The 20,207-nt window shown below is 60.5% G+C and carries 21 protein-coding genes and 1 pseudogene; 9 read left to right on the top strand and 13 right to left on the bottom strand.

What is annotated here, in order from left to right; genetic code table 11:
- Positions 1–28 precede the first annotated feature (28 nt).
- Together AC1D2N_RS31070 and AC1D2N_RS31065 are read right to left on the bottom strand one after the other, a co-directional pair.
- Positions 29–802, bottom strand: a complete 774-nt coding sequence (locus AC1D2N_RS31070) for a DeoR/GlpR family DNA-binding transcription regulator (RefSeq protein ID WP_018246648.1) — start codon at positions 800–802, stop codon at positions 29–31.
- A 94-nt stretch (positions 803–896) separates the two neighbouring features.
- Positions 897–1,814 (bottom strand): DMT family transporter, encoded by a 918-nt coding sequence (locus AC1D2N_RS31065; protein WP_477982634.1) that lies wholly within the window; start codon positions 1,812–1,814, stop codon positions 897–899.
- Between the two features lie 73 nt (positions 1,815–1,887).
- Here AC1D2N_RS31065 and AC1D2N_RS31060 point away from each other — a divergent pair, with 73 nt between their 5' ends.
- A complete protein-coding gene (locus tag AC1D2N_RS31060; protein WP_130654078.1) occupies positions 1,888–2,817 on the top strand; it encodes a LysR family transcriptional regulator in 930 nt (309 codons plus the stop codon).
- Between the two features lie 38 nt (positions 2,818–2,855).
- Here AC1D2N_RS31060 and AC1D2N_RS31055 read toward each other — a convergent pair whose 3' ends face one another.
- A complete protein-coding gene (locus AC1D2N_RS31055; RefSeq protein WP_026188790.1) occupies positions 2,856–3,323 on the bottom strand; it encodes a GNAT family N-acetyltransferase in 468 nt (155 codons plus the stop codon).
- Positions 3,324–3,375: 52 nt separating this feature from the next.
- The gene (locus AC1D2N_RS31050) at positions 3,376–3,897 is read right to left on the bottom strand and encodes a DUF992 domain-containing protein (protein WP_130654079.1); all 522 of its coding nucleotides are present in this window, start codon (positions 3,895–3,897) and stop codon (positions 3,376–3,378) included.
- A gap of 588 nt (positions 3,898–4,485) precedes the next feature.
- Between AC1D2N_RS31050 and AC1D2N_RS31045 the strand changes: the two genes are divergently transcribed.
- Together AC1D2N_RS31045 and AC1D2N_RS31040 are read left to right on the top strand one after the other, a co-directional pair.
- Positions 4,486–4,734, top strand: coding sequence for a glycine zipper 2TM domain-containing protein (locus AC1D2N_RS31045; protein WP_012759902.1), 249 nt, complete (start codon positions 4,486–4,488; stop codon positions 4,732–4,734).
- Between the two features lie 20 nt (positions 4,735–4,754).
- Positions 4,755–5,114 carry an EF-hand domain-containing protein gene (locus tag AC1D2N_RS31040; RefSeq protein WP_018246643.1) on the top strand — a complete coding sequence of 120 codons (360 nt, stop codon included), beginning with the start codon at positions 4,755–4,757 and terminating at the stop codon, positions 5,112–5,114.
- Positions 5,115–5,194: 80 nt separating this feature from the next.
- Here the strand turns inward: AC1D2N_RS31040 and AC1D2N_RS31035 are convergent, their stop codons facing one another.
- The 4 genes from AC1D2N_RS31035 to AC1D2N_RS31020 all read right to left on the bottom strand — a co-directional run bounded on the left by AC1D2N_RS31035 (position 5,195) and on the right by AC1D2N_RS31020 (position 8,260).
- A complete protein-coding gene (locus tag AC1D2N_RS31035) occupies positions 5,195–5,359 on the bottom strand; it encodes a DUF1328 domain-containing protein (RefSeq protein WP_003549551.1) in 165 nt (54 codons plus the stop codon).
- An 86-nt stretch (positions 5,360–5,445) separates the two neighbouring features.
- Positions 5,446–6,036 carry a hypothetical protein gene (locus AC1D2N_RS31030; protein WP_018246642.1) on the bottom strand — a complete coding sequence of 197 codons (591 nt, stop codon included), beginning with the start codon at positions 6,034–6,036 and terminating at the stop codon, positions 5,446–5,448.
- A 107-nt stretch (positions 6,037–6,143) separates the two neighbouring features.
- The gene (locus tag AC1D2N_RS31025) at positions 6,144–6,536 is read right to left on the bottom strand and encodes a VOC family protein (protein ID WP_018246641.1); all 393 of its coding nucleotides are present in this window, start codon (positions 6,534–6,536) and stop codon (positions 6,144–6,146) included.
- Between the two features lie 101 nt (positions 6,537–6,637).
- A complete protein-coding gene (locus AC1D2N_RS31020) occupies positions 6,638–8,260 on the bottom strand; it encodes an ABC-F family ATP-binding cassette domain-containing protein (RefSeq protein ID WP_047620397.1) in 1,623 nt (540 codons plus the stop codon).
- 205 nt (positions 8,261–8,465) lie between these two features.
- Between AC1D2N_RS31020 and AC1D2N_RS31015 the strand changes: the two genes are divergently transcribed.
- A complete protein-coding gene (locus AC1D2N_RS31015; protein ID WP_032980219.1) occupies positions 8,466–8,795 on the top strand; it encodes a DUF6665 family protein in 330 nt (109 codons plus the stop codon).
- Between the two features lie 120 nt (positions 8,796–8,915).
- A complete protein-coding gene (locus AC1D2N_RS31010) occupies positions 8,916–9,785 on the top strand; it encodes an aldose 1-epimerase family protein (RefSeq protein ID WP_130654080.1) in 870 nt (289 codons plus the stop codon).
- A gap of 41 nt (positions 9,786–9,826) precedes the next feature.
- Here the strand turns inward: AC1D2N_RS31010 and AC1D2N_RS31005 are convergent, their stop codons facing one another.
- Positions 9,827–11,416 carry a DHA2 family efflux MFS transporter permease subunit gene (locus tag AC1D2N_RS31005; RefSeq protein ID WP_018246637.1) on the bottom strand — a complete coding sequence of 530 codons (1,590 nt, stop codon included), beginning with the start codon at positions 11,414–11,416 and terminating at the stop codon, positions 9,827–9,829.
- A 24-nt stretch (positions 11,417–11,440) separates the two neighbouring features.
- Complete coding sequence (locus tag AC1D2N_RS31000) at positions 11,441–12,625, bottom strand: HlyD family secretion protein (RefSeq protein ID WP_018246636.1); 1,185 nt, start codon at positions 12,623–12,625, stop codon at positions 11,441–11,443.
- A 136-nt stretch (positions 12,626–12,761) separates the two neighbouring features.
- Here AC1D2N_RS31000 and AC1D2N_RS30995 point away from each other — a divergent pair, with 136 nt between their 5' ends.
- A complete protein-coding gene (locus AC1D2N_RS30995) occupies positions 12,762–13,409 on the top strand; it encodes a TetR/AcrR family transcriptional regulator (RefSeq protein WP_018246635.1) in 648 nt (215 codons plus the stop codon).
- Positions 13,410–13,534: 125 nt separating this feature from the next.
- On the opposite strand, the gene uxuA is transcribed toward AC1D2N_RS30995, so the two are convergent.
- Together uxuA and AC1D2N_RS30985 are read right to left on the bottom strand one after the other, a co-directional pair.
- A complete protein-coding gene (gene uxuA, locus AC1D2N_RS30990; RefSeq protein WP_018246634.1) occupies positions 13,535–14,722 on the bottom strand; it encodes a mannonate dehydratase in 1,188 nt (395 codons plus the stop codon).
- A gap of 41 nt (positions 14,723–14,763) precedes the next feature.
- Positions 14,764–15,486 carry a GntR family transcriptional regulator gene (locus tag AC1D2N_RS30985; RefSeq protein WP_018246633.1) on the bottom strand — a complete coding sequence of 241 codons (723 nt, stop codon included), beginning with the start codon at positions 15,484–15,486 and terminating at the stop codon, positions 14,764–14,766.
- Between the two features lie 284 nt (positions 15,487–15,770).
- Between AC1D2N_RS30985 and AC1D2N_RS30980 the strand changes: the two genes are divergently transcribed.
- The 3 genes and pseudogenes from AC1D2N_RS30980 to AC1D2N_RS30970 all read left to right on the top strand — a co-directional run bounded on the left by AC1D2N_RS30980 (position 15,771) and on the right by AC1D2N_RS30970 (position 18,072).
- Positions 15,771–16,175, top strand: coding sequence for a DUF2934 domain-containing protein (locus tag AC1D2N_RS30980; protein WP_130654234.1), 405 nt, complete (start codon positions 15,771–15,773; stop codon positions 16,173–16,175).
- A gap of 38 nt (positions 16,176–16,213) precedes the next feature.
- Positions 16,214–16,464, top strand: a pseudogene (locus tag AC1D2N_RS30975) (hypothetical protein).
- A 333-nt stretch (positions 16,465–16,797) separates the two neighbouring features.
- Complete coding sequence (locus AC1D2N_RS30970; protein ID WP_026230626.1) at positions 16,798–18,072, top strand: O-antigen ligase family protein; 1,275 nt, start codon at positions 16,798–16,800, stop codon at positions 18,070–18,072.
- 21 nt (positions 18,073–18,093) lie between these two features.
- Here AC1D2N_RS30970 and AC1D2N_RS30965 read toward each other — a convergent pair whose 3' ends face one another.
- Complete coding sequence (locus AC1D2N_RS30965; protein WP_130654082.1) at positions 18,094–20,088, bottom strand: polysaccharide biosynthesis protein; 1,995 nt, start codon at positions 20,086–20,088, stop codon at positions 18,094–18,096.
- Between the last annotated feature and the right edge of the window lie 119 nt (positions 20,089–20,207).

Raw genomic sequence — 20,207 nt, 5'->3', positions numbered from 1 at the left:
TCAAACGAATGTTTCCGCAGATCCCCGTCTAACGGGATCGGCCATTCGTTTCGATCAGTTTCACATTGTTTTCCAGGCAGAGATTGCGGATCGACGGCACCGGACAGTGATCGGTGATGAAGGTATGAACCTGGGACAGCTGGCCGATCCTGACCGGGGCGGTACGTTCGAACTTCGTCGAATCGGCTACGAGAATGACATGTCGGGCATTGGCGATGATTGCTTGAGCGACCTTCACTTCCCGAAAATCATAATCGAGAAGCGCGCCGTCTATGTCGATCGCCGAAGCACCGATCACGGCGTAATCGACCTTGAACTGGCGGATGAAATCGACGGCCGCCTCGCCGACGATCCCGCCATCCGAACCGCGTACGACCCCGCCGGCAATGACGACCTCGATTGCCGGAAAAAGACGTAACCTATTGGCAACGTTTATATTATTTGTGATCACCATCAGCTCGTGATGGTTGGCGAGCGCCTCGCCTACCGCCTCTGTCGTCGTTCCGATATTGATGAACAGCGAGGCACCGCTTGGGATGAGCTCGACGGCCGCAATGCCGATTGCCTGTTTCTCGGAAGCGGCGATCTGCCGCCGCGCCTCGTATTTGACGTTCTCTGTCCCGCTCGGAAATGTTGCGCCGCCATGGATGCGTGTCAGTACCTGCGCGTCGCAGAGATCGTTCAGGTCCTTGCGGATCGTCTGCGGCGTCACCGAAAAGCGGGAAGCGAGCTCCTCGACCAGAACCCTGCCGCTCGATTTTGCAATCGCGACGATTTCAGTTTGTCGGTCGGTCAAGAACATGGGACGCCTTTCGATTTGCTTTCGTTTTAAAGAAAGCGAACGGCGGCGCAATGCCTAACTGTTACCAGGCCGCCTTCACGGCCCGAATTTGACGCTACCGCTTCCGCATCACGTTGACGACCAGCACACCGAGAATTGCCATGGTGCCACCGATTGCGCCGAGCGCCGTCGGCGTTTCGCCCAGCCAGACAAAACCGATCAGCGTGGCGACCGGCGGAACGCCGTAAAGGAAATWCGAGGCGCGGGCGGCCGTCAGCCGCTTCAGCGCGATCGCCCAGGTGAGGTAGCCGATCGCTGTGGGGAAGATGACGAGATAGGCAACGCCCCAGTTCACCTCCGCCGGTGCGGCGGCCAGCGCCTGGATCGTCGCCGGAACGGCCGGAACCAGCGGCACGGAACCGATGAGCAGGATCCAGGCGGTGACGGCAAGCGCCGGCAGCCGTCCGAGCAGCGGCTTCTGCAGCACGCTGGCGATCGCCGAGCAAAGCGCTGCGCCCAGGATGAGGACGGCATTCGGATCGAGCTTGAAACCGTCGTCGGAGGCGACCGCAATCAGCGCCACGCCCCCGAAGGAAACCGCGGTCCCCGCCCAGCCCCAGCGGCCGAAGCGCTCGCCAAGCGCGAATGTGGCGATCAGGGCGGTGAAGACGGGCATGGTGTTGATGATGAAACTCGCCGGTCCTGCCGCAACGGTCTGCTCGCCAGTGTTCAGCAGCACCGCATAGGCGGCGATAAAAAGCACGGCGGCAACGGAGAGGCGGACGAAGTCGCGTTTTTCCGGCATCGGCCGGTAGATGACGAGATAGACGAGAGCAATGACGCCGGCTGCCACATAACGCGCCGTTGCCAGTTCGATCGGCGTCAGCGGTCCGAGGCAGATGCGGATCACCACGAAAGAGGAAGCCCAGAAGAGGATGGTGACGAGGATCGCCGCAAAGGCCACCAGATCGAACCCGCCTTGCTGTTTCGTCGAAATCGATGCGCTTGCCGCCATGCTCATTTTCGCCTCCATATGTTCCTGCGACAATGGATTAGGCCCTCGATACGTGCTTGAAAAGCATCGCAATCGATGATCAAATGTGCGTATGGTTCACAGCTCACCAGTGCTTCCGCCACTCGATACGCTCGAGACCTTTGCCCGCGCCGCCCGGCTCGGATCGTTTTCGGCCGCAGCCGAGGAAAGCGGCATCACCCATGGGGCGGTGTCGCGGCAGGTCTCGCGCCTGGAGCGCTGGATGGGCGTGCGCCTGTTTGCGCGCGAAGCCCGCGGCGTGCGCCTGACGCCGGAAGGTATGCGGTTTTTCGCGCGGGCGGAGGAAGCACTTGCGCTGCTCGGCAATAGCGGCGAACGCTGGCTGCCTCGCCGTAACAAGGCGGTGGTGCGCCTTTCGGTGACGCCCTCTGTCGCCTCCCTATGGCTGTTTCAACGCCTGCCGAAGCTCGAAGGAAACGAGTTGCATGTCGAGCTCACGCTCGAACACCGGCTGGCGGATTTCGGCGAAGGCACGGATCTGGCCATTCGCTGCGGCAAGGGGCCGTGGGCCGGCGTACGCGCCCTGCCGCTCTGGCAGGAGAAATCGTTCCCGATCGCCGCCCCGGCGCTGGCGGACCGGCTCGGGCAGCGTTCCGATGCCCTTTCGCTGCTCGATCTGCCGATTCTGCATGATTCGAACATCGAAGGCTGGCGCCGCTGGCTCTCCCGCGAGGGTGTCGACTATATACCGCGCGGCCACGACCGGCGCTTCAAGGACTACAATCTGGTGATCGATGCCTGTGCGCAGGGGCTCGGGATCGCACTCGCGCGGCCGCCGCTATCGGATGCTGCGCTGGCGGCCGGACGCGTCGTCGCCTTGTCGGAGCGGACGCTCGATTATCATGTGGCCTTTCACCTGATCCGGCCGGACGATGCGCTTAGAAGCCCTGCCATCGAATTCGCCAGCCGCTTCCTGCGCGAGGCCGGCCATGACGAGGCGACGATTGCCACTTTTATCGCGCCCGGCCGAGCGAAAGCGTAAGTGGAACGCTCGGTGGCGGCTCCGGCGATCGCCGGTCGCTACTCCGCCGAAAACTTCAGGCGCATTTCCTTCGCCAGCTCGAAACCAGCGGCTCGATAGACGGGCTCGCCGGCATCTGAAGCATGGATGACGGCCGTCGTGCAGCCGATCGATTTCAGATAGTCGACAGCCTTGTCGGTCAGCGCCGATGCGATGCCGCGCCGGCGGAAGGCGTCGGCGACATAGACGGACCAGATGTAACCGTGCAGCCGCTGTTCCGGCCGGATGACCTCCGGAAACGGCGATTGGTGCAGCTGGCAGGATGCAGAACCGGCGATGTCACCGTCGACGACCGCAAGGGACGAGGTCAGGCGGCGCTCTTCGCGACCGCTTCTGATAAAGGACAATATCCGCGCCGCCGCATCAGACCTGTAGTGTTCCGGTGGTGTGCCGTAGCTGTCCCAGATCTTCAGATAGTGCCCAACCAGGATCTCGTCCTCGCTGGGCTTTGCCATTCGAATATCCATCGTGTCGTGATCCCCCCTGCCGCGATGCGGCAGGGGACGCCAAAAGGCTACATCAATTCGCTGCCGTGAGCGTCATCGAGGCGCTGCCGGCCGCAACGTTGAGGCCGAGCTGACCGGTCAGGCTGACCGTCTGCAGATGCATCGAGCCGGACGTGCCGCCAACCAGGAGATTGGCGCCGACACCGGCACCGAGCGTCGCTTCAGCGCTAGCGCCGACATAGAGGCCGGCGAGCGAACCGCGGTGATAGCCGGCCGTCGGCGCGAACACGGCCCAGATCAGGCGGCTGCGCGTGGTGAAGCCAAGGTCGATGCCGAGCTTTCTCACTTCGCCCGTATAACGATCCGAAAGTTCGTTGCCGACGGTCGACTGGAAGATGCAGTCGGCCTCTTTGGAGGAGCCGAGCACGTAACCCGTGCCGCCGCCGATATCGCAGGTGAGGTAGCCGATCTTCACGCCATTGCGCAGGTCCGGCTCTTCATACGTCCTGGTGACGAGGTCGGCGGCATTAACCGCCCCAGCGCCGACCAGCGTCAACGATACCGCGGCAAACGCCGTCGCAAAAGTTTTATTCATAAGTCTCTCCTTCTCAAATCGTGACGGGAGCATACCCGGCTACTCGCCACCAGATTCGGCAACAGATAACGGACGGAACCGCAAAACGATCCCGACCCGGCATCATTTACGCATCGCATGTCAAAGCGCATGGGAGGGCGCAACCGACAAACACGGCTACGGTTCAGCCCCCATTGGGACATTTCGAAGGCATCATTTCGCGTCATCCGGTTATTTTACGATGTTGTCAGCGATGGTTGCCGGAAAGGCACGATCCTGATCGCCGTCAATCTTAACGAGCGGTATCATGCAAATTGCAGGCGCCCTATTTGGATAGGCGATCGATGATCGCGCAGGTTGCCATGCCGTATAGATAGCTGTACTATTTGAAAATACTCTCCATGCAGCGCTGTAACTGGAGAGGAATCGGCATGATTGCTTGGCATTGCCGCAGAATTTCCGCTTGTTTTCCGGAATTATGCTTCCGTTCGAACGGAAACTAAGTCTGAATTTGAGAGATATAATCAGGCGATATTTTCGCGGGGGCCGGACAATCGTACGCCCGCTCATCTCTATTGGAGATAGCGGGTAATTTATCGGGAGGGAAAGATGCGCATACGCAGGACAAACATCATACTGGCGGGATGCCTTGCCGTCTCCGCCTGCCAGTCCGGGCCGACGTCACAGGCCGTCTCGGATCGTAATTCCGAATTCGGCTGCATCGCGGGAACCGTCGGCGGCGCGATTGTCGGTGGCTTGATCGGCAGTACGATCGGCGCCGGAACCGGGCAGGTGCTTGCTGTCGGCGCCGGCATAGGCGGTGGCGGTTTCGTAGGCAACCGCCTGGCTTGCCGATAATTGGGGAGGGATATCAAGCGATGAAAACCTTGGCTTTCGCGACGACACTCATCCTGTGCCAATGTGTTGGGGCAGTGGCGCAACAGCAGCAACAGCCCGGATCGATGTATCAGGGCCAGATGGAGCGGCTCGACGGCAATGCCAGCAAGGCCGTCGACCGTTCGGAATACGAGACCTTCATGGGCACGGCTTTCGGAAGTCTCGACAAGAACAAGGACGGCAGCCTGCAGTCCGACGAGACGGTGCAGATCCTGACGGTCGAGCAATTCACTTTGACCGACGCGAACCACAACGGCCGCATCAGCCGAAGCGAATTCATGCAGCGGGTGATGGCGGATTTCGCGACAGCCGACCACGACCGGGATGGAAACCTTCAGTGACGTAGAAGTCAAACCGAGTGTGGCAATAAAGAAAAACCCGGCGATGTGTTCGCCGGGTTTTTATACTCGATCTGTCCGCACTATACTTTTCGCATTAGTCTCATGACGAGCGACACGACGAACAGAACCAGGAAAATGAAGAACAGAACCTGGGCAATGGAAGCTGAAGCACCTGCGATGCCGCCAAATCCGAGGACGCCGGCAATCAAGGCAACAACGAGAAACACCAGAGCGTAGTAAAGCATCGCAATCTCCTTTTACGTTGCTGCGGAGATAACGGAGGCCGCCCCATTTGGTTCCCGTCCGTGTCACGGTCGGCGCATCGGCTTGTTCAGCCGAAATGAAAAACGCCGCTGTACCTCCGGTCGCCTTCATTCGGCTCGGGAGGTTCGGCCGCATCGAGATAGGCCTTGAGCGGCCCGGTCAGCACGAACCAGATGCTGGCTCCGAGCATGAAACAGGCTCCCACCGGATCGTCGATGCGGGCGATGAACGGAAGGCAGGCGGATGCGAACAACACGATGATCCGCACCGACCACTCCGCCTCACGTTTGGCGATGGCCCGCGCTCTCAGCGATTTATATTCCCGAGCGCCGTAACCGCCTCCCCCTGCCTTCACAGCCGAAAGCAGTTTTCGCGCGGACGGCAGCGCCAGCATGATCAGCGCGGCAACGCTGAGCGTGAAAGTCTCGCCGGCCATGACCTGCCCGCTCGCGATCAGCAGAAAGGAGAGCACGACGAGATTCCATGTCGGCTCCAACAGTTCCGGCGGTTGCCGCGTGCGGAGATGCCAACTCCGCAGCAAACCCGCCGCGCCGTGCAGTAGCGGCTGATCGATATAGCGATTGATCCAGTCCATGCCGTTGTGCCCGTCCCCGATTGCATGAAGAGGCCTTCGAACACCACGGAATTTGGTCATCATCGTGGCGATAGCCGTGGAATCCGCTCTTCGCGTGGACGAACTGGCATTACCGAGGCGCGTCACGGTCGCAAAATCTGAAGGCGACCTCAGAACTCGGCGACACCAATTTAGCGCAATTCCTGCGCAACCTCCCAGACATGGCCCGACGGATCCGCAAAGGCCGCGGTACGGCGGCCCCATGGACGATCGATCGGACCATTGAGCAGCGTGACCCCGAGCTTGCGCAGTTCCGCGCAAACCGCATCGACGGCATCGACCTTGATCGTCAGCAGGACGCGCGCGCCGGAACCCGGTGCTGCCACCGCCGACGGCTCGACCAGTTGAGGCGCTTCCGTCACTTTCAGCAGGTTGATCATCGTCCCAGAGAATTTCAGCACCGAGGATACTGCATCCTCATAGACGATCTCGGGTGCAAAGACCTTCTGGTAGAACGCTTTGGCCTCGTCGATATCATCGACGAACAGGGTGACGACCTCGATCCTGTCTAACAGCATGGACATATCTTCCTCCGTTGCTTCGACCGCTCAGCCGATATCGCTGGCCGGCTGTCTGCTGGTCGCCTCGAGCCTGGCAATTTCGACATGCCCCGCGAAAAAATCCGTCAGCTTCGCAGGCCGGGCGCCTCCTGGCCGGTGCGCGCCACATATTCGGTGTAGCCGCCGCCATATTGGTGGACGCCCTCGGGCGTCAGTTCCAGCACCCGGTTGGAGAGTGCGGCGAGAAAATGCCGATCGTGCGAAACAAACAGCATGGTGCCCTCATATTGCGACAGTGCCTTGATCAGCATTTCCTTGGTGTCGAGGTCGAGATGGTTCGTCGGCTCGTCGAGCACGAGCAGGTTCGGCGGGTCGAACAGCATGATCGCCATGACCAACCGGGCCTTCTCGCCGCCTGATAGTACCCGGCACCGCTTCTCGACATCGTCGCCGGAGAAACCGAAGCAGCCGGCCAGCGCGCGCAACGGCCCCTGCCCTGCCTGCGGGAACTGGTCTTCCAGCATCTGGAAGACAGTGCGCTCGCCATCCAATATATCCATGGCGTGCTGGGCGAAATAGCCCATCTTGACGCTGGCGCCGAGGGCGACGCTGCCCTGATCAGGCGCGGTGGAGCCGGTCACCAGCTTCAGCAGCGTCGACTTGCCGGCACCGTTGATGCCCATGATGCACCAGCGCTCCCGGCGGCGCACGACGAAGTCGAGTCCCTCGTAGATGCTGCGGCTGCCGTATTTCTTATGAACGTTCTTCAGGTTGACCACGTCCTCGCCGGAGCGCGGCGCCGGCTGGAACTCGAAGGAAACGATCTGGCGGCGCTTGGGCGGTTCCACCCGGTCGATCTTCTCCAGCTTCTTCACCCGGCTCTGCACCTGCGAGGCATGCGAGGCGCGCGCCTTGAACCGCTCGATGAACTTGATTTCCTTGGCAAGCATGGCCTGCTGGCGCTCGAACTGGGCCTGTTGCTGCTTCTCGTTCTGCGCCCGCTGCTGCTCGTAGAATTCGTAGTCGCCGGAATAGGCCGTCAGCGTGCCCGCATCGATCTCGATGATCTTGGTGACGATGCGGTTCATGAACTCGCGATCATGCGAGGTCATCAGCAGCGCGCCCTCGTAACCTTTCAGGAATTCCTCTAGCCAGATCAAGCTTTCGAGATCCAGATGGTTGCTCGGCTCGTCGAGCAGCATGACATCGGGGCGCATGAGGAGAATGCGAGCAAGCGCCACGCGCATCTTCCAACCGCCCGACAACGCGCCAACATCGCCGTCCATCATCTCCTGGCTGAAGCTGAGCCCCGCGAGCACTTCGCGTGCGCGGCCCTCGAGCGCGTAACCGTCCAACTCCTCGTAGCGCGCCTGCACCTCTCCGTAACGCTCGATGATCTCTTCCATGTTATCGGCTTGCTCGGGATCGGCCATGGCGGCCTCGAGATCGCGCAATTCGCCGGCAACGATGCTGACCGGGCCGGCACCGTTCATCACCTCGGCGACGGCGCTGTGGCCCGCCATCTCGCCGACATCCTGATTGAAATAGCCGATGGTGACGCCCCTTTCGACGGAGACCTGCCCCTCGTCGGGCTGCTCCTCGCCGTTGATCATCCGGAAGACGGTCGTCTTACCGGCGCCGTTCGGGCCGACGAGGCCGATCTTCTCGCCCCTGTTAAGAGCCGCGGACGCCTCGATGAAGAGGATGCGGTGACTGAGCTGCTTGCTGATATTTTCAATACGGATCATGATTTGCGCGGGAGCCTGGAGAAGGAGATTTTGGCGCGCTTATGCCATGCGGGGAAATCGCAGGATAGCCCTGTTTCCGACCGTCTTGATCTCAAGAGTATGATGCCGAAAGCTGTGAGCGGTTTTCGGGCGAACATGCTCGCCTTCTTTAATTTGGAACCGGATTGGATATTATCGCGGCTCACGCCAACGGAGACCTGTGCCAATGAGCGTTCGTCCGCCGCAGTCCTTCAGACCATCCGAGCAGAATAAAAACGGCTTCAACGTCCTCGAATACGAGCTGATGTCGGAACGCGCGGATTCGCTTGGACGTCACGGACTGAAAGCGGAGGCGGCACTTGCCGCCCTGAAGGCCTGGGCTCCCGACGGCCAGAACACTGAGGAACGCGAGAGGCTTCTCAATGAAGCCTCCGACGCCGTCTGGGCGTTCTTCATCCAGCGTGAGATCTGCGGGTTGCGGAACAACCGCGACGCCATCCAGCGCTACGGCATTCCGAACGAAGTGATCGCCAGATTGGGCGCGGTGCGGAAGTAGCGCACTGCGACGGCTCTGCTATTGTCGCCGTGGCTGCCGTCCTGCCTCTCTCTATTGGGTGGAAATCCCCGGTGCGGAAAGGTATCGCTTGGTGCCCAACCAATGCGAAAGGGAAACGCGATGCCAACCTCCATCCGGATCGGCAATCAGGATCTCACCGTCGATGTCTCCACCCTCGGCGCCGAGATGCAGGCGCTCACGTCAAGCGATGGGCGCTCATGGTTGTGGACGGGCGACGCGGCCTTCTGGACCGGGCGTTCGCCGATCCTGTTTCCGATCGTCGGCAAGGCACCTGACGACAAGATCACGATCGACGGCACGGTCTATCCGATGGCCCAGCATGGTTTTGCCCGCCGCAGCGAATTCGCGCTTGCGGCATCCACCGAGACGATGTGCCGGTTCGAACTGACCGCCTCGGAGGCGACTCGGGCGGTCTATCCCTTCGAGTTTCAGCTGGCCGTGGTGCATGCGGTCGAGGGCCGGGCGTTGACTGTCACGGCGGAGGTCAGCAATCGCGACCAGAAGCCGATGCCCTTCGGTCTCGGCTTCCATTCGGCCTTCGCCTGGCCATTGCCCGGCGCTTCCGGCCGCGACCATATCGTAACGCTCGACAATGAAGGCGAGCCGGCGCTTGTGCGGCTGGGAGGCGGCCTCATCAACCCTGCGGCCTTGCCCTCGCCGTTCGATGCCGGCCGGCTGGTGCTCGATCATGCCATGTTCGAGCAGGATGCGATGATTTTCCCGAGCGGTGCGGGCGAAGGGCTGCGCTATGGCGCAGAAGGCAGGCCGGCCATGCATTTCCATTTCGAAAACCTGCCCAATCTTGCGCTGTGGACCAAGCCGGGGGCGCCCTTCCTCTGTGTCGAGCCCTGGCATGGAACGGCCGCGGAAGCGGGAGGTTCGAGCGAGCTGTCGAAGAGGCCTTCGACCACGATCCTGGAACCGGGTGCTGTCGCCCGCTTCGCCTTTACGGTCGAAATCCCGCAATAGAAAGCGCTCGCCGGGAAGCCCGGCGAGCGCCGGTATTTTGTTCAGTGAGCGCCGGCGCCACCGCCGGCCCGCGGTTTCTGGGTGAGCAGCAGGGCAACGGCTGCAATGGCAAGAACAACGCCGATGACGGCGAAGGTATCGGCAAAACCCAGGATGAGGGCCTGGCGCCTGACAATCTGGCCAAGCGCCACGATGGCTTTCTGGGCTGCGACGGCATGATCGGAAACACCATGCTGTAGGAAGTAGCCAGTCATCTGGTCGAGACGGTTGCGGACTTCGTCGCGGCCGAGCGTCACCGACTGGCCGATGATATTAGAGTGGAACTGCTCACGTTTGGTCAGCACCGTGCCGAGTGTCGCCGTGCCGACGGCGCCACCGAGATTGCGCAGCATGTTGGTCAGGCCCGAGGCGGCGGCCGCATCTGATGGAGCGATGCCGGCAGTGGTGATGGCGGTGATCGGCGTCAGCACCAGGGCCTGGCCGATGGCGCGGACGATATTCGGAATCCAGAACTGGTCGCCGGCGGTATCGGCCGAAAGCGTGATGTTCATGAAGCAGCTGATCGCAAAGATCGAGATGCCGAGGAAGCCGATGTAACGCGCATCGAAGCGCTTCATCATCATCGGCACGAGTGGGATCAAAAGCAGCTGCGGCAGGCCGGTCCAGGCCAGGACATTGCCGATCTGCTCGGCATTATAACGCTGCACCTGGCCGAGATATTGCGGCAGGATATAGACGGTGCCGAAGAGAGCCACACCGACCAGCACGTTGACGGCAACGCCGATGCCGAAATTGCGCTGCTTGAGCAGCCGCAGCTTGACCAGGGGCTTCTCCACCGTCAGCTCGATCCAGATGAAGGCGACGAGGAAGACGAAGGCGACGATGCTGAGCTTGACGATGAAGGGCGAGGAGAACCAGTCTTCCTTGTTGCCCTCTTCAAGCACCGTCTGCAGCGCCGAAAGACCGATCGCCATGGTGAAGATGCCAGCCCAGTCGCCCTCCCTGAGTAGGCCAAGCTGCATCGGCTGCTTGTCGAGCGTCAGGGCAAGGGCGACCGCCATGATGGCGCTCGGGATGGCGTTGATGAAGAAGATGGTCTGCCAGCCATAGTTTTCGGTGAGGTAACCGCCGATGGTCGGGCCGATCGCCGGTGCGAAGGTGACCGAGAGCGCGAAGATCGCCAGGCCGAGCGGCTGCTGCGATTTCGGCAGTTTGGTCAACACCATTGTGAAGGCCATGGGGATCAGCACGCCGCCGGCAAAACCCTGCAGGCCGCGCAGCACGATCATCGTGCCGAGATCATGGGCGAAGGCACAGGCGATCGAAAACAGTGGAAAGAGGACGGAGTTGACGAGGATAAAGCGCCGGAACGAGAAGACGTTGCTGAAATAGGCCGTCAGCGGAATGACGACGATCTCGCCGATGAGGTATGAGGTGGAGATCCAGGCGCCGTTGTCGACACCCGTTCCGATGCCGCCCTCGATGTCGAGCAGCGAGGCATTGGTGATCTGGATGTTGAGGATCGCCATGAAGGCGCCGATCATGCCGGCGAGAACGGCGATCCATTCCCTGGTGCTGGCGCCGGTTTTCGGCTGCGGAGCGGCGATTGATGTTGCTGCGATGGTGGACATGACACAAACTCCTCGTCCCCCGGCCTAGCTGCGGTCGTTCTTGGTGTCGATGCTCGGCTGGACGGACATGCCGGGTCGCAGGTCGCCGTTGGCGGCGGCGTCGCCATCGAGCACGATCCTGACCGGAATGCGTTGGACGACCTTGGTGAAGTTGCCGGTGGCGTTATCGGGCGGCAGCAGCGCGAATTCCTGGCCGCTTGCCGGAGCGAGGCTGTCGACATGGCCGTGATAGGTGCGCCCCGGGAACATATCGACCTCAATATCGACTGGCTGGCCGGCCTTCACGTCGGTGAGCTGGGTTTCCTTGTAGTTGGCGATGACATAGGCAGCCGTCGTCGGCACGACCGACATCAGCTGGGTGCCGGCCTGGACATATTGGCCGATGCGCAGCGTCCGGTTGCCGACGGTGCCGTCGACGGGCGCTGTGATCGTCGCATAGGAGAGGTTGAGCTCGGCCTGGTGCTGGACGGCCTGGCTGCGCGCAAGAGCCGCCTTTGCCTGGGCCAGTTCGGCGTTGAGAAGATCGACCTGCTTGACGGCGGCATCGAGCGAGGCGGTGTCGCGGACGATCGAGGCCTGGGCGGCAGCGATCTGCGAGGCGGCCTGCTGCGCCGTCTGGACCGGGGCGTAACCGCTGGTGGCAAGGTTCGAATAGCGCTTGTTGTTCTGCTCGGCAAAGGTCTCGTTGGCGCGGTCGACGTCGACGGTCGCGCGGGCGGCGGCAATCGTGGACTGCTGGATATCGAGCGAAGCCTGCTTGGCGTTGACGGTGGCTTCCCCGGCTGCGACATCGGCCTTTGCCTGATCAAGGGCTGCCTTGAAGTCGCGGTCATCGATGCGGGCGAGCGGCTGGCCGGCCTTGACGGTCTCGTTGTCCATGACGAGGACCTCGGCGAGATAGCCCGAAACCTTGGGGGCGATGGTGCTGCTGTCGGCTTTCACATAGGCGTCGTCGGTCGAGATATGGAAACGCCCGACTGTCCAGTAATCATGGCCGTAATAGGCGCCGGCGGCGATCAGCACGAGGGCGGTGGCGCCGAGAAGCAAGGAGCGGCCGCCACGCTTGCGGGCGGGCTTTTCCTCGGCAACGGGGGCAGCGGCCTCAGCGATGAGCGGTGGCTTGCCGGCGTCCAGGCTCGCGGGAGCGGCTTCGGCAACAGTTTCGACGGCGTTATTGTTGTTCAAGGCACGCAGCTTCTTGGTAGTCATTGTCTTTCTCCGGATGACGGGTCGCCGTCTCTTGGGCTGCGGCCTCTGAATTCAAGTGAAATCCTATTTAGGAAACTTGATATTTTCCAAAATATGCACTATAAAATGGATGTCAATAGGAATTTGGAAAATCATTATGGTCCAAAATCAACAAATTGAGAGAAGGCCGCGCGGAAGGCCGCAGTTGCGATGTGACGACGACACCAGGGGCCTGATCATCAAGGCGGCAAATACCCAGTTTCACGAGAATGGTTACGCGGCGGCAAGCATCGCCACGATCGCCCAGGATGCCGGTGTTTCCACAAAGACCCTCTACCGGCTGTTTCCGACCAAGGCCGATCTCTTTGCCAGCATGATCTCAGAGCGTATCGTCGGTTTCCTGCTTGCGCTCGATCCCCCGATGCTCGCCAATGCCGATCTGAGAGATGGGCTGGAACGTATGCTGATGGCTTACGGCAGACTGTCGCTCTCTGAAGATACGGTCACCATCATGCGCCTCGTCATCGGCGAGTCGGACCGCTTCCCTGAAATCGCCACGTCCTTCTACGAACAGGCGATCCTACGCACCAATGCGCTGATGGAGGACTGGCTGCGCCGGCAGGTCGACCGCGGCCTCATTGCGCTCGACGATCCGCATTTAGCCTGCGGCATGCTGCGCGGCATGATGGCCATGGAGCCGCAGCGCGCGGCGATCCTGCGTCAGGAGCCACCGCCGACGATCGAAGCAATACAGGCGCGGGCGAAGATGTGCGCCGATCTTTTCTTGAAGGGTTGCGCGCTCTGAAGCATCGCTCGGGCTTCAGAGCGCGATGATTTTTTCTTACGAGCGAGCCGGTGCGGGCGCGGGAAGAAGCTTGCTCCGCAGCAGCCCAATTCGCCAAGGTCAGTCGATGCCGTTCGAGGACACCCTCAGGTCGGCGGCGCGCCCAGAGCATGCAGGATACCACGCAGTTCGGCGAGGCCGCGCATGCGGCCGATGGCGGGGTAGCCTGGGGTGACGACCTTGTCGAGATCGTCAAGCATGCGGTGGCCATGATCCGAGCGGAAGACGATGGTGTCTTGTGTGCCGCGGTGGCGGTCTTCCGCGACCAGTTCCCGAAGCACCGCGACCATGTCGACGTCGCCTTCCAGATGCGCGCTTTCATGGAACGTTCGGCCGTCGCCCTCGCGTGTCGTGGCGCGCAGATGGGCAAAGTGGATGCGCGAGGCGAAGCGCCGTGCGATCGCCGGCAGGTCGTTCTCGGCGCGCACGCCGAGACTGCCGGTGCAATAACACATGCCGTTTGCCGCCGATGGCACCGCATCGAAGAGCGCGGCATAATCATCGGCCGTCGAGGCGATGCGCGGCAGGCCGAACAGCGAGCGCGGCGGATCATCGGGATGCAGCGTCAGCTTGACGCCGCGCGCTTCAGCAGCCGGCGTCACCGCCTCCAGGAATTCGATCAGGTGCCGACGCAATCTTGCGGCATCGATACCGCTATAAGCGACCAGCTTTTCCCGGAAGGCCGGTATGGTCAGAGGTTCGGTGGTCGACCCCGGTAGAGCCGAGGTGATGATGCGGGTGATGTCGGCGACCTCGTCGTCCGTCATCGCCTCGAAGACGATACGCGCCCTTTCCCGGTCTTCCGCGGAATAGTGCTGCGCCGCATCTGGCCGTTCCAGAATGAAGAGATCGAAGGCTGCGAAGCGCTCGTGATCGAAACGCATGGCGGTGGCGCCCGTCGGTGTCACGAAATCGAGTTCGGTGCGGGTCCAGTCCACCACCGGCATGAAATTATAGCAGACGATCGGAATGCCGCAGGCGGCGACCGCTTCGAGGCTGGCGACCCACGCCTCGATTTCGGCCTTCGCCTCCCCGCCCTTGCGCTTGACCGCGTCGGGGATCGGGATGCTCTCAACGACCGACCAGACGAGTGGCGAGCGGTCGCCCGGCGTCGTCTCGATCAGAGACTGGCGTTCGCGCACTTCCTTCTCCGTCCAGGCCCGGCCGATCGGCACCTGATGCAGCGAAGAGACGATATTGGTGGCGCCCGTCTGACGGACGTCATCCAACGTCACCGGCGCTTCCGGTCCGAACCATCTCCAACCTTGTCGCATCCTTCTTCCTTCCCTGGTCTTCGTTTCGTGTTGGCCTGCCGTCAGCAAAAATAATCGGGGTAACGCGCGCGCAGTTCGTCGACATCGGGAATGACGGCGCTTAAGTGATGGATCATTGTGCTGCGTGCCGCCGCCGCATCGTGAGCGGCGAGCGCATCGCGGATAATGATGTGTTCGTGCACCACGTTGTCCATGCGCCCAAGCACCGGCAGCGTCAGCCGCCGTGCCCTATCGATCTGCACCTTGACCGTTTTCAGGATTGCCCAGATGCCGGGATAACCTGATATCTGCGCGATCGCCTCGTGGAAGGCCTCATCCTCCTCATGGAAGCTCGAGGCATTGTTGGTCGCGGCGTGCGACCGCTGCCGGGCGATGATGGTATCGAGACGGGCGATGTCTGCGGTAGTCGCGGTCAGGGCCGCAGTCTCGACGGTCGTGCCTTCGAGCGCCTTGCGCACAACGACCGCCTCGGGGATCGCCGAGACCGGCACCCGCGACACGACCGTGCCCGATTGCGGATAGATATCGACCAGTCCACCTTCGGAAAGCCTGAGCAGCGCCTCACGCACCGGTGTGCGGCTGACGCCGAAATCATCGGCAATCCGCTTTTCCTGCAGCAGCATGCCAGGCGGCATCCGTAGCGACACGATGTCGGCATAGAGACGATCGTAGATGGCGCCGGCCGTGGTGACGCGGCGCAGCCTGCCGCCAACCTCCTGCGAAGTCGGGACTACCAAGACTTCGGTTTCTGATTCTTGCGACATAACGATACCGGGCGTCGGTGCTTGTTGGCATACTAGTATATCAGTTAAATGGCCTTGCCAAGACGTGCTGCGGATGAGTGCGGTATGGCACCGCATCTCGTGATTCAGCGCTTCGCGAATTGAGCATTTCAGTCTGGGCTTGGGGATCGAGCAATGATTGCGCTTCAAAAGCGCTGGTGAACGGCATGAGCCTTGCGAAATCAGAAGCCCCATCTTTGCGCCGTGACACTCTTTGTTTGGAACTTAGATCCGTCGAGTTGGTTGAAATCCCCAAGGAGATGGTCATGAAAAACCCAGCACGACGCAAGGTAATCGAAAGCACGACCGACGACGGGCGGCCGAAAGCTCCACCCGCTGCGGACGCACGCGGACAGAAGATGGCTCGGCGAGCCGCAAACCAAATCGACAGGAAGAGCGGCGGGTTGCCGCCAGCCACCCGCGAGGAGGAGATCCGAAGAAGGGCATATTCCCTGTGGGAGAAGGAGGGGAGGCCGGAAGGCAAGCACCGGCATCACTGGACCCTGGCCGAACATGAACTCGACGCCCAGCAGGGCGAGGCCGACAATCCTCCAAATCTCGCAGCCCTGCGAGAGGCCTCGCGCGAACATACCGATGCATTCCTCGTCAAGACGGATCTCGAAGACGCGGATCAACGCGAAGCCTCCCCCGGCACACGCGAGCAGGATTGAACTTTCCGCCTCGCGCCAATCTCAGAAAGGTCCCCGAAATGGTCGACAAACAGAACTTGAACGCTGGATTCACCGGAACGCCCACCGAGCAGCCGGAGGGATTGACCAAGGCGCGAAGTCGGCAGCCAAAGAGATGAAGCGCGAGGCCTATGCCGTCGCCTCCGGCGCTAGAGAGCACCCGTACACAGCAAGCGCACTGTTGCTCACCACCGGCATTCTGGCATTTGGGCTCGGCTATCTCCTCGGTCGATCATCGGCGGAAAGCTCCACAAGGGTGTATTGGCGATAGCGGCAGACACTTCACGTCAACGAAACGCAGCATCGGTTCTTCGATTGGCTCTCCTGATCCCGATGTTGCCGCCTTCTCTTCCCGCGGTACGCTCGTCGGATGATCACGATCAAACCCTCAAATCAAGCCGCACCTCAAACGTGTTTTCCGTTGAAGCCGGCTTTCCCGCCGTATCCGTTTGCCGCGATCATCGAATAGAACAATGTCTGTCCAGAACGGCCTGTTGCCTGAATACCACGTTGAATAAAGCCATGGATTGCGCCCTCATCGCGACTTGACAGCCGTCTTCACGATCCTTAGCGAGGCAGTATCGACACGGTCAGGGCCGGCATAGTGAATTATTTTAAACAACTCAAGATGGCGGTTCTCGATCCCGGAAATGGGGCGGGAGGCGCGCTCGACCGAAACAACCGCATTGCGGTCTTTGCCTTTGCAATCCTTCCAGGACTTTCGCCGAACTTTAACTCCTTCATCCTCCTCGCGTCGATGGTGTGGGGCCTCTACGGTCTGGTCACGGGCCGCCTGGCCTTGAACCTGTCGCGATCCGACCGGCTGGTTGCCATTAGCATGTCGATCTACCCGCTGGTGATGATCGCCAGCATATTCATCAATCCGCCTTACTCCGAAGAACTGGACTGGATATTCCGGCTCCTGCCTTTCTTTTCGGTCTGGCTGATATTGCCGCGGATGCGCCAATCTCCCGATGGCCGTCTCTTGCCGCTCTTTATCCTCGGCGCAGGCATCGGCATGATCGTCACCTTTGTCTTCAGTCTCCTGCAGATCATGTTTCTGATGTCCAGGGCAGAAGCTGGAACTTCGAACGCTGCACTGCTGGGGATCATAGGCGTTCTTTTCGGCGGCATTGCGCTTCTCAACGTTCAATCTCCGAGAAGCGTGGAGCAAAGAATTGCGATATTGGGATATGCCGCCGGTCTAGGCTGCGTTCTGCTTTCCGGAACGCGCTCGGCCTGGCTGGTCATTCCCGTCCATATCGTCATTTTTTTCTGGTATTTTCGCAAACACAGCTTCCATTTGAGTTTGCGCAGCCTCGCCATTACCGGCTCCTTGCTGTTAGCGGGACTTATCACTCTGGGTAGCGGCCAGATCCTCGATCGCATTGAAGCGCTCCAAGGAGATCTGACAACGCTCGAACGCAGTGACGGCGAGATCACGTCGCTCAGTGCGCGGTTCGCTTTGTACAAAGGTGCACTATCAGCAATCCGCAAGGACCCCTTGACTGGTTATGGCCCGCAAAACCGGATGACTTCGGTTTTGGCAGAGCTGCCCGATAGTATAAGGCCACAGCTGCCCTTCTCGCATGTCCACAACGGTTTTCTGACTGCGGGAATCGACGCCGGCGTTTTCGGCATTGCGGCGCTTTCGCTGATGCTCCTGACGCCCGTGATAGGCGCGTGGAGAAAAGAACCCGGACCGGGCCGGGATCTCGCCATTGCGCTCGCTCTTCTGCTCGTCAGCAGCTACGTCATAACCGGCAGCTTTGGCATCATGTTCAATCAGAAGGCTCTGGATCCGATCTTCGCCTATTTGGTCGCCCTTATTTGTGTGGACCGCGGCAGCACACGGTTTGCGCCTGTCGTTCGGAGGTAACGTCTGCTGGCACTTGACGTCTCAGGCCGCCGTATTGGTTTCGGCGCCGGTGAAGGCCAGATCCGAGACTTCACCGGTTGAGGAATAGCCGGAGACGAGCTCCGCCAACATCGCGCGTGCCGCGACCATATCGTTCCGATCCAATACCGCATTGAGCGAGTTGAGCTTTTTCGAAAGCTCCGGCCAGAAGAGGAAATCCTCGCGCGCCTTCATAATGCGAGGATGTTCGGTTGTTTCAGGGTTGTCGCCGATCAAAAGTTCTTCGTAGAGCTTCTCGCCGGGCCTGAGGCCGGTAACGGAAAGCTCGATATCCCCTTCAGGATTGTCATCGTCGCGGAGGGTCAGCCCGGAAAGCTCTACCATCTTGCGGGCGAGATCGGCGATGCGCACGGGTTCTCCCATGTCGAGCAGGAAAACATCTCCGCCCTCGGCCATCGCGCCAGCCTGGATGACGAGTTGCGAGGCTTCCGAAATGGTCATGAAGTAGCGGGTTATCTCAGGATGTGTCAGCGTAACGGGGCCGCCTTCCTTGATCTGCTGCCTGAAAAGCGGCACGACGGATCCGGACGAACCGAGTACATTCCCAAAGCGGACCATGGAAAAATTGGTTCGCATTCTGTCGGTTGTAGACTCCGCTGCTAGCGCCTGCAGAACCATCTCCGCCAGTCTCTTGCTGGCCCCCATCACGTTCGTGGGACGCACGGCCTTGTCTGTACTGATCAGTACGAAATTCGAAACGCCGCATTTATTGGCCGCGCGCGCCGTGACCAGCGTACCCATGACATTGTTCTTGATGCCTTCCACGGCATTATGTTCGACAAGGGGCACATGCTTGTAAGCGGCTGCATGATAGAGCGTGTGAGGTCGCCAGCTCTGCATGATATGTTCCATGCGATCCTGGTCGCGAACGGAACAAAGAATTGGGACGATCTGCAGATCTTCTTGTCTGTACAGCTCGGCCAGCTTCTGCAATTCGGCATGGATATTATAAAGCGCAAACTCGTTCTGATCGAGGAGGATCAGGGTGGAAGGCTCGTTGCGTAGAATCTGGCGGCACAACTCGCCGCCGATCGAGCCACCAGCACCCGTGACCATAACCACCTTTTTACGCATCGCCTTGTCGAGCAACTCCTGCCGTGGCGCGACCGCTTCTCTCCCCAGCAGATCTTCGATCTCCAGCTCACGGATGTCGGAGACGGCGATGCGTCCCTGAGCCAGGGCCGTGAGATCGGGCAATGTACGAACATTGACCCTGGCTTTGCGGATGTGCTCCAGGATTTCGTTGCGACGCTGTCGCGATGCGGATGGAAGAGCAAGAAGTACATTGTGGACGCCAAGAGCTTCGGCAAGCACCGGAAGATCCGAGGGGTCATAGATCGGCAAACCACCCATGACGCCGCCCTTGAGACGCGGATCATCATCCAGATAGCCGACGACATTGAGTTCGGCGCTGTTCATCAAGGCAGCCGCCAGTTGCCGCCCGGCCTTCCCCGCCCCATAGATCAACACCTTGGCGAGCATATTCTTGTGGAGGATGCGCTGGTAGGCATCCCCGAGCCAGTAGCGGATACCCAGCCTCGACAGCCCGATCGCAATCAACAGCAGGAAGGGCTGGAGGATGCCGACGGTTCTCGGAACGCCCGGCACACTGAGGGCGGTAAAGATCGTCATGAAGGCAAAGCCGTAGATCGCAATCGCCTTCAGAACAGTAATGAAAGCAGCCATATTGGCATAACGAAAGATCGCCCGATACATGCCCATGACGATGAAAATGGGAAGTGCCATGCACAAGGAAACGAAGACCGGCAACCACTGGATGCCGGTTAGTACCGTCCATTCGTTGAGGCGGAAGCAATAGGCCAGCCAGATGGTTAGAACGCAAAAGCTGGAATCCACCAGCAAAGCCAGAGCACGTTTGGCAACCCGCGGCATCGCCAACAGAGGGGCGACGAGCGCTTGCATCGGCTTTAAGAACCATCCTGAGCGCGATGTCTCAGCGGGGGTATTTTCAGGCATTGCTTACCAGCGTTTCGCAGATCGATCGACACCACCTTCTTGTCATTTTCTGCAACGAGCGCAACTGAAATAATCGGAAACCAAGGTCTTCCGCACTGCTTATCTATCAGAAGTAGGTA

Source organism: Rhizobium sp. P1_B8 (assembly GCF_056406515.1).
This window is presented reverse-complemented; position numbering and strand designations above follow the sequence as displayed.

Bases quoted from the DNA above. Each gene is read 5' to 3' on its own strand.
- AC1D2N_RS30965 (WP_130654082.1), bottom strand. From the start codon at position 20,088: ATGCCTGAAAATACCCCCGCTGAGACATCGCGCTCAGGATGGTTCTTA.
- AC1D2N_RS31000 (WP_018246636.1), bottom strand. From the start codon at position 12,625: ATGACTACCAAGAAGCTGCGTGCCTTGAACAACAATAACGCCGTCGAA.
- AC1D2N_RS30995 (WP_018246635.1), top strand. From the start codon at position 12,762: ATGGTCCAAAATCAACAAATTGAGAGAAGGCCGCGCGGAAGGCCGCAG.
- AC1D2N_RS31050 (WP_130654079.1), bottom strand. From the start codon at position 3,897: ATGAATAAAACTTTTGCGACGGCGTTTGCCGCGGTATCGTTGACGCTG.
- AC1D2N_RS30980 (WP_130654234.1), top strand. From the start codon at position 15,771: ATGAAAAACCCAGCACGACGCAAGGTAATCGAAAGCACGACCGACGAC.
- AC1D2N_RS31045 (WP_012759902.1), top strand. From the start codon at position 4,486: ATGCGCATACGCAGGACAAACATCATACTGGCGGGATGCCTTGCCGTC.
- AC1D2N_RS31030 (WP_018246642.1), bottom strand. From the start codon at position 6,036: ATGATGACCAAATTCCGTGGTGTTCGAAGGCCTCTTCATGCAATCGGG.
- AC1D2N_RS31035 (WP_003549551.1), bottom strand. From the start codon at position 5,359: ATGCTTTACTACGCTCTGGTGTTTCTCGTTGTTGCCTTGATTGCCGGC.
- AC1D2N_RS31060 (WP_130654078.1), top strand. From the start codon at position 1,888: ATGGTTCACAGCTCACCAGTGCTTCCGCCACTCGATACGCTCGAGACC.
- AC1D2N_RS31055 (WP_026188790.1), bottom strand. From the start codon at position 3,323: ATGGATATTCGAATGGCAAAGCCCAGCGAGGACGAGATCCTGGTTGGG.
- AC1D2N_RS31015 (WP_032980219.1), top strand. From the start codon at position 8,466: ATGAGCGTTCGTCCGCCGCAGTCCTTCAGACCATCCGAGCAGAATAAA.
- AC1D2N_RS31020 (WP_047620397.1), bottom strand. From the start codon at position 8,260: ATGATCCGTATTGAAAATATCAGCAAGCAGCTCAGTCACCGCATCCTC.
- AC1D2N_RS31025 (WP_018246641.1), bottom strand. From the start codon at position 6,536: ATGTCCATGCTGTTAGACAGGATCGAGGTCGTCACCCTGTTCGTCGAT.
- AC1D2N_RS31070 (WP_018246648.1), bottom strand. From the start codon at position 802: ATGTTCTTGACCGACCGACAAACTGAAATCGTCGCGATTGCAAAATCG.
- AC1D2N_RS30985 (WP_018246633.1), bottom strand. From the start codon at position 15,486: ATGTCGCAAGAATCAGAAACCGAAGTCTTGGTAGTCCCGACTTCGCAG.
- AC1D2N_RS31010 (WP_130654080.1), top strand. From the start codon at position 8,916: ATGCCAACCTCCATCCGGATCGGCAATCAGGATCTCACCGTCGATGTC.
- AC1D2N_RS31005 (WP_018246637.1), bottom strand. From the start codon at position 11,416: ATGTCCACCATCGCAGCAACATCAATCGCCGCTCCGCAGCCGAAAACC.
- AC1D2N_RS31040 (WP_018246643.1), top strand. From the start codon at position 4,755: ATGAAAACCTTGGCTTTCGCGACGACACTCATCCTGTGCCAATGTGTT.
- uxuA (WP_018246634.1), bottom strand. From the start codon at position 14,722: ATGCGACAAGGTTGGAGATGGTTCGGACCGGAAGCGCCGGTGACGTTG.